Below are 7,337 nucleotides of genomic sequence, written 5' to 3'. Positions count from 1 at the left end.
ACCAACCGTGAGGCCATCCACGTCGTACGCCTTTTGGACCGGGCGCTGACGCAGTCACGAACAACGGAGACGACCGCTTGAACGCTTTTGATTCACAAACACGCCCTTTAAAACGCATCAGCTTGCACGAAGAATTGGCCCAGAAGGTTGCCGAACTCATCGTTGGTGGAGAGTTAGAGCCGGGGTCCAAGGTTCCGGAAAAGGAGCTGTGTGAGGCGTTTGGCGTGTCACGTACGCCTTTACGTGAGGCGCTTAAGGTTTTGGCGAATGATCGGCTGATTTCACTTGAGCCGAACCGCGGCGCGTGGGTGACCCCCATAACGCAAGCGGATGTTGAGGATATTTATCCCGTGATGGGTGTGCTTGAGGGGCTGGCCGGGGAACTGGCCTGCGCCCGGCTTAGCGATGAGGGCATTGCGGAGATCCGTGCGCTACACGCCGAAATGGAGGCGCAATACGCAGCTCGCGACAGGGCCGGCTTTATTAAGATCAACCAAAAAATCCATGAGGCTATTTTGGTTGGCGCGGGTAACGAAACGCTGTCGGCACAGTTTCAATCGCTTGCGATCCGAGTGCGCCAAGCGCGTTACGCGGCCCCGGTGACTGATGCGCAGTGGGCCTTGGCGTTTGCCGAGCATGAGCAGATGATCATCTGCCTAGAGGCGCGCGATGGTGCGGGGCTTGCGCGTGTGTTGCGCACGCACCTTGATCATAAGGCGGAAACGGTTCTTGCTTGGTTGGATCAAAAACTGAGCTGAGTGCATTGTTCAGGTCGTGTGGCCTGTTTTCCCGAGAGGGTAGAGTGGTTTAGCTGTCGCCCAATGGGCGGCAAACCGCGCAGAAGTGCGGTTCCGAAAAATCAACTCTGTGTTAATTTTTATACGATTTAACCTCGAATGCAGGTCTTAAGGCGCGTTACGAGGTATTTATAGTTGTTGAGAGTTTACCCAAGGCGAGGGCGTCTTGCCTTTGATGTTACAGTTTTTTCCTTTCTCATTTTTATCCAGCCGGTGTTGGCTGAGGGGCCTCAGGGCGGTGTAATTGCCTCCGGTACGGCCGAGATCAGTCAATCGGGTACTACCACAACCATTGTCCAAGGGTCGGATCGTGCGATCATTGACTGGCGCAGCTTTAACCTCGCCCCTGGGCATTCAGTGGATTTCGCTCAGCCCGGACAAAATGCAGCCACGCTGAACCGGGTGCAGTCTTTCTCACCCAGTGTGATTGAGGGCCGCATTACCGCGCCGGGCACCGTCATCATCCAAAACACCGCTGGTGTTATCATGACCGGTGATGCCCTCATTGATGCGGGCGGGTTTGTTGCGACCAGTCAGATCGTGGCTCCTCACGTATTTTTTGAACGTGGCGATCTGCGTTTCAGTGGTGGTGATTTGCCTGGGGCAGAGGTGAGTAACGCTGGGCAAATTACGGTGGCTGATGCAGGGCTTGCAGCCTTGGTCGGGCGCAATGTTGCGAATTCTGGCGTGATCGTCGCACAGCTTGGTACTGTGGTCTTGGCCTCCGGTGAGCGGACGACGATTGATCTTGCCGGTGATGGTGTTTTTCAAATCGATGTTTCTGGTAGCCCGGATGGTGGTCGCGTTGATCATACCGGGGTGATTGATGCGGCCGGCGGTCAAGTTCTGATGTCCGCTGGCGGTGCCGCGGGGCTGTTGGACAATGTGATCAACACGTCGGGTGTCGTGCGTGCCACTTCTGCCAATGCACGGGGCGGCGAAATTTCCCTCATCGGGCGGGGTGGTGGTGCCGTGCGCGTGGCTGGCGCGCTTGCGGCTGTGGGTGCGGGCGATGGCGGCAGCATTCGGGTCACGGGTGAACGCGTTAACATCGAGGCCGTCGCGGTTCTAGACGCTCGTGGCGCTGCGTCCGGTGGCCGGATTTTTGTCGGTGGGGAACGGCAGGGCACGGGCGACATGCGCCGCGCCGAGCATGTCGTTTTGCATACCGGCTCAAGGCTACAGGCGGATGGTGCCGCAGCCCTTGGAGGAGAGGTGATCGTTTGGGCCGACGGTTCAACGTGGTTCGATGGCACCATTACCACAGGCGGGCGCGAGGGTGGTGGACTTATTGAAACCTCGGCCAAAGACGCTTTGGGCAATGGCGAGAATGCGGTTGTTATGGCGGGTGTAGGGGGCTCTTGGCTGCTTGATCCGCGTAACGTGAGGATCGTGGGGAGTGGCGGGGCCACCGCTGCGGTGGGCAGCAATGCGCCCCCATCCGGATCGGGCGACTACCAAATCGTGGGCAGTACGATTGTTGATGCGTTGAACCGGGATGAAGATGTCACGATCACCACTGCCCAGCCCGCCAGTACCGATGCCGGCGACATCACGGTGGACACATCGCTGATTTGGAATGGCGAAGGCGACCTGAGCCTAGATGCGGACAGCGCCATTACGATTAACGCGGACGTGCGAACCGAAGGCGACGGAGACCTATCGCTGAGCGCGGAGGGTGACATTCAGTTGAATTGGTCCATTGCATCAGCTTCGAACGGTAACATCACCGCCCGCTCTGGTGGTGCGATTGTGGTGGACCGCGTGCTTAGCATGTCTGGCACGGGGGATGTGACCTTAAACGCGGATAGCGATATCGTGGTTAATCAACAGGTCGTCTCGGTGCGTGATGGTGATATCTCCCTCACAGCGACCAATGATGTGGTTCTCAACGATAGTGTCAGCGGCAAGGGCGCCGGTGATATCAGCATTCTCGCGCTGGCGGGCGATATCGTTCTTGGCGGCAGCGTTGAGGATCAGTTTATCGTGACCAACAGCGGCGACATAACGTTAGAGGCGGCCGAGGGTCGCGTGTTGATTGAGCGGACAAATGCGGTCCCATTCCGAACATCGGTGAACAGTCGATCCGGTGATATTGAGATTGTCGCAGGCACCGAAATTCGTGTCGCGGGAGGGGATAACGCGGCTCAAGCCGCGGATATTGGCGGCTCTCGGAACAGTTCCGATGTGATCCTGACGGCGCCAGAAATCTCTGTGGTGGCGGGCGATGGGGTTAGCCAAAGCAAAGCAGAGATAGTGGCCGGTCTTGGCGGAAGCCTGACGATCAACACCGATGTGTTGGTCGTTGAAAATGGCGATGCGGGGTCACGGGGCAGTGTGCAGGCGCTCAATGGTGCGGAGTTGACCATCAATGCCCCTAGCCAGACATGGGATGGTTTTGTGCGTGGCTCAGGCGATGTCACGGTGACCGGTGACATTGCGGCTAGTGTGCGCCCACGGTTTGTCCTTGATCCAGAGGCGAATTTTTCACTTAACGCGAATGTTTCCTCTAATACTTTTGAGGCCGCAACTGTCCCTTTACAGGTGGGTACCACCGGTGGCGTTATCAGGATTGGCGGCGCGGTTGAGGCGACCCAAGTCTCCCTTCGGACAGATACTGGGGTGACATTGGCTGCCGGCACGTCCGTTACGGGCACGGCGCGCACCGATGCGATTGTTGTTGAGGCTGGTCCAAGCTTTAACAATGCGGCGGGAACGGGTGTATTTCGTACGACCAATGCCTCAGGCAGTTGGCTTCTGTATATGGACAGGTTCAACAGCTTGACCGGGTCAGAGCCTACCTCGGGTACCTTTGATCTCTACAACCGTACCTATGCGACGGCCCCACCAGAGACGCTGCGCAGCTTTATAGGCAATCGCATCATCTACGGTGAACAGCCTGATCTGACGGTTGCGACCGTATCCCGCACCAAAACCTATGGTGAAGACCTGACTGGCGCGTTGCAGGTCAGTTTTATGGGGTTCCGACCGGGGGATAGTGAGGCCACGGCGTTTGACACGCCGCTCGTGATCTCCAGCCCCGGTGCACCGGGCAGCGCGTCAGTGGCTGACGGTCCCTATGCCATCAGCGTGACGCCTCAGCTCTCGAGCCAAGGCTATAACGTCACGTTGCAGGATGGAACGCTTGTGGTTTTGGCCGCCCCATTAACCATCGCGGCCGATAACGTTTCACGAGCGGCGGGGCAGCCAAACCCCAGCTTTACAGCGACCTCCACCGGCTTTGTTTTGGGCGAGACACTGGCAAATTTGAGCGGGGCCTTGACGTTCAGCACCCCAGCCACACAGGCATCAGCAGTGGGCACCTATAGCGTGACGCCGTCCGGGTTGAGCAGTGCGAACTACAGCATCAACTTTGTTGATGGCACGCTCAGCGTTGGCGCCGCTGCACCCGTCAACAACGGGGCAACAGGGCAAATCGACGGGGTTGTGAACACCATCCGTACTACCACTGCGCGGGCTGCTCCGCTTACGCCGGGGGATGCGGCCTTTCGCACGACCATCCGCGACATTGGTTTGGCCAACGCCAATCCCTTCACGCTTAGCTATTCATTGGGGCAAGTTCTGGCTTTCGCGCCAGCTGCTGATCCCGGGACCGAAGGGTTTGTTCCAGCCGCGGGCGGTCTTGAGGATGAGAGCTTGGGCTTCGTTCCCGCCGCGGGCGGGCTGGACGTAGATGAGGGGCCGACATCGGATCAAACCACTTGCGGCGTCTCAGTGAACTTGGGGGGTACCAGAAGCGAGGGATGCGTCGGTGTGACAATAACGGAAACGTACTGGGATCAACGATGAAGCGCTTTGCCCTAACCGTCGCTGGTATTTGCCTTTGCATCGCACCCCTTGGCCTTGCTGCGCAACCCGCAGATCTGCCGCCACTTGCGGGCACAGCACCCAATCTGTCGCGACAGGTTGAGGCACCTGATCCTGTGCTCGCAGAGACGCTGATCAATACACCCGGCGTCGGACCGTCGTTTCAGCTGAACGGGATCACGTTGGAAGGGGCGACTGCAATTGAGCAGGACACCTTGTCTCGGATCTGGCGCGATCTGATTGGCACGACGGTTACCATTCCCATGCTCAATGGTATCGCCGCTGAGATCAGCGCGCTCTACCGGGAGCGTGGGTTTTTACTGTCCCAAGCGGTTCTGCCCGCTCAAACAATCCAAGGTGGTGTTGTCCAAATTCTCGTCATTGAGGGGTTTATCGATGATCTGTCACTCACTGGTGGCGCGATAAATCAGCAGGCGCTTGTGCAACGATACTTTGAACCCGTGCAGTCAGACCGCCCTTTGGCGATTGAGACGTTGGAGCGGAGTGTTTTACTGTCCCGCGATGCTATCGGCAGCGTGATGGGCTCGTCAGTTGAAACCGTCCTTGGACCTTCGCCCGACACCTTTGGCGCGGCCAACCTAAACGTGCAAGTGACGCCGGAGCCACTGACCGGGTATGCGTCAGCCGACAATCGCGGGTCGCGGCTTTATGGTGATCTGAACTTTGGTGCGGGTTTGCGCGCGTTTAATGCGTTGGGCTGGAACGAAACACTGGATGCCAATTTTGCCTATGCGCCGCAGGGGACTTCGCTACAGTTTGGGTCTGTGTCCGTGGAGGTGCCGGTTCTGGCGTTCAGCGGTGGGTTTCTAGATGGTGCGCGTCTGCGCTTTGCGGCGAACGTGTTCCGAGGTGCGCCCGATCTGAGCGAAGCTGGCGATACGACAGGACTGCTGAGCATTTCTGATCAAACGGAGGTCTCTGCACAGTTGTTAGTGCCTTTCGTCCGGACGCGGTCGATGAACCTTTTTGGGCGTGCAGGCCTGACATTGCGCGACAATGAAACACAAGCGGGTCTTGTGGGGGCCGTGGTGACCGAAGAAGCCCGCCTCACGGTTTTTGAGGTTGGGGCTGCATGGGATGTTGCGGATACGCGCGGCGGGATAAATTTTGTCGATTTCGCCATACGGCAAGGTTTGGGGATGGCGGGTGCGACGGTGTCGGCCACTGGACCCGCTGCGGGCGATCTTCATTTCACTTCCGCGCAGCTGACTGCGTCGCGCCTGCAATCAATAGCTGAGAGCCCATGGTCCGTTTTTGCCGAATTCCGAGGACAACTCTCGAAGGGGGTACAACCCAATTCAGAGCGTTATTTCTTGGGAGGTGCCTCGATCGGGCGAGGGTTTGCGCCGGGCAACACCTCTGGGGATGCTGGCTATGCCGTTCGGTTGGAATTGCGCCGGGTGTTGGACCCCGGGACATGGGCACAGGCTGCGAATGTCTTTGGGTTTGTGGACTACGGTGAGGCGTACGATCGATCCATCGCACGAGACGGTCAACAGGTTGAGGCGCTTGGTTCCATTGGTCTTGGCGCACAGATTGAGATCAACGATTGGCTGTCTTTGACGCCTCAGGTTGTGCGTCAGCTCGAAGGAAATCCGCGTGATACTGGTGATAATCGCCGCGAAACACGGCTGTTTTTTGGTGCTGTTGGGCGCTTTTGAGTGAGCTAGCGCAGCAAAGGATATTCCTGCAACTTACGACAATTTCAACTAAAGCCTTAGGCGCTTGACCCGTGCCAATTAGGCAGGTCTTAACCCCCGGCCCGCATGCTTCTTGCGGGGGCTGGCTTCAAAGCCGGTTTGATGGAGTGGGTTATGCCTTTGGGGTATTTTGTTCGTGCACGGGTGCGGACAGTGGGAAGAATTGCGCGAAAGCTTGTCTTGCTTTCATGCATATGGATAGCCTGTGCGGTCTCCGCACCGGCATCAGAGCCATACCGTGGAATCCAGTATCATGCGACACTGACCAACGGACAAATCATAGGATCGGCATTTATGATTGCCGACGGTCTGGTCGTGACGAACGCCCACGTCGTGTCAGGTCGCAAACTAGGCGATCGGCTTCTGCTGTCCTCTCAAAAAAGGAATTCGCACTGGGCTCAGATCGTGGGGATTAGCCCCCGGATGGACTTGGCCGTTTTGCGTGTTTCAGCGGATTTTCTTCCCGTTGCACCATACAAAAACGCGAGACAGGTCCGGGGCACCTCAGTCTATGCGGTGGGCGTTGCAGCCAACAGTGCGCACCCAGGACTAAGATATGTGGTTTCGGGACAAATTTCCTCGGGAGAAACAGTAATTGAGCCGTTTGGAAGTGGCGTTATTGCGCGTATGCCAGGGATCAAAAGAGGCTTTTCTGGGGGGCCTGTGTTCGATCAGCGAGGCAATGCGGTTGGAATGATCGCGGCCTTACGTGATGCTCGTAACTATCAGCCAAGAGATGCCTTTATTTTGTCTATCAAAGAGGTCAGGGCCGAGGTCGGCAGGTTATTGGCTTGGTAGATAAATCGCCTTTACGTTCCTATAGTTTGTACTTTCTAGGGATGACGGATCTATCGGTTTTATCGTGATCAGAGCTTCATTGCATGACCCCAACCTTATAGCGGTAGAGCATAAGCGACTGTGTGGCCATTAGATACAAGACCACGAATTGGTCGGCTTAAAACGACGCGCTTGAGCGGCACCAATGATTGTC

General features: G+C 57.3%; 4 protein-coding genes. All 4 read left to right on the top strand.

The annotated features are described in order from the left end of the window. The first annotated feature begins 77 nt into the window (after window positions 1-77). The 4 genes from AC4GMC_RS06840 to AC4GMC_RS06825 all read left to right on the top strand — a co-directional run bounded on the left by AC4GMC_RS06840 (window position 78) and on the right by AC4GMC_RS06825 (window position 7,144). Complete coding sequence (locus AC4GMC_RS06840; protein ID WP_487875697.1) at window positions 78-758, top strand: GntR family transcriptional regulator; 681 nt, start codon at window positions 78-80, stop codon at window positions 756-758. 255 nt (window positions 759-1,013) lie between these two features. Then, window positions 1,014-4,607 carry a two-partner secretion domain-containing protein gene (locus tag AC4GMC_RS06835; RefSeq protein ID WP_487875696.1) on the top strand — a complete coding sequence of 1,198 codons (3,594 nt, stop codon included), beginning with the start codon at window positions 1,014-1,016 and terminating at the stop codon, window positions 4,605-4,607. Continuing rightward, window positions 4,604-6,307 carry a ShlB/FhaC/HecB family hemolysin secretion/activation protein gene (locus AC4GMC_RS06830; protein ID WP_487875695.1) on the top strand — a complete coding sequence of 568 codons (1,704 nt, stop codon included), beginning with the start codon at window positions 4,604-4,606 and terminating at the stop codon, window positions 6,305-6,307. The genes AC4GMC_RS06835 and AC4GMC_RS06830 overlap by 4 nt, the downstream gene beginning before the upstream one ends. Before the next feature lie 105 nt (window positions 6,308-6,412). After that, window positions 6,413-7,144: a trypsin-like peptidase domain-containing protein gene (locus AC4GMC_RS06825; protein WP_487875694.1), complete on the top strand. Its 732-nt coding sequence runs from the start codon at window positions 6,413-6,415 to the stop codon at window positions 7,142-7,144. Window positions 7,145-7,337 lie beyond the last annotated feature (193 nt).

Source organism: Thalassobacter sp. (assembly GCF_982993085.1).
The sequence above is the reverse complement of the archived record's forward strand: the minus strand, read 5'-3'. Positions and strand labels throughout refer to the sequence as shown.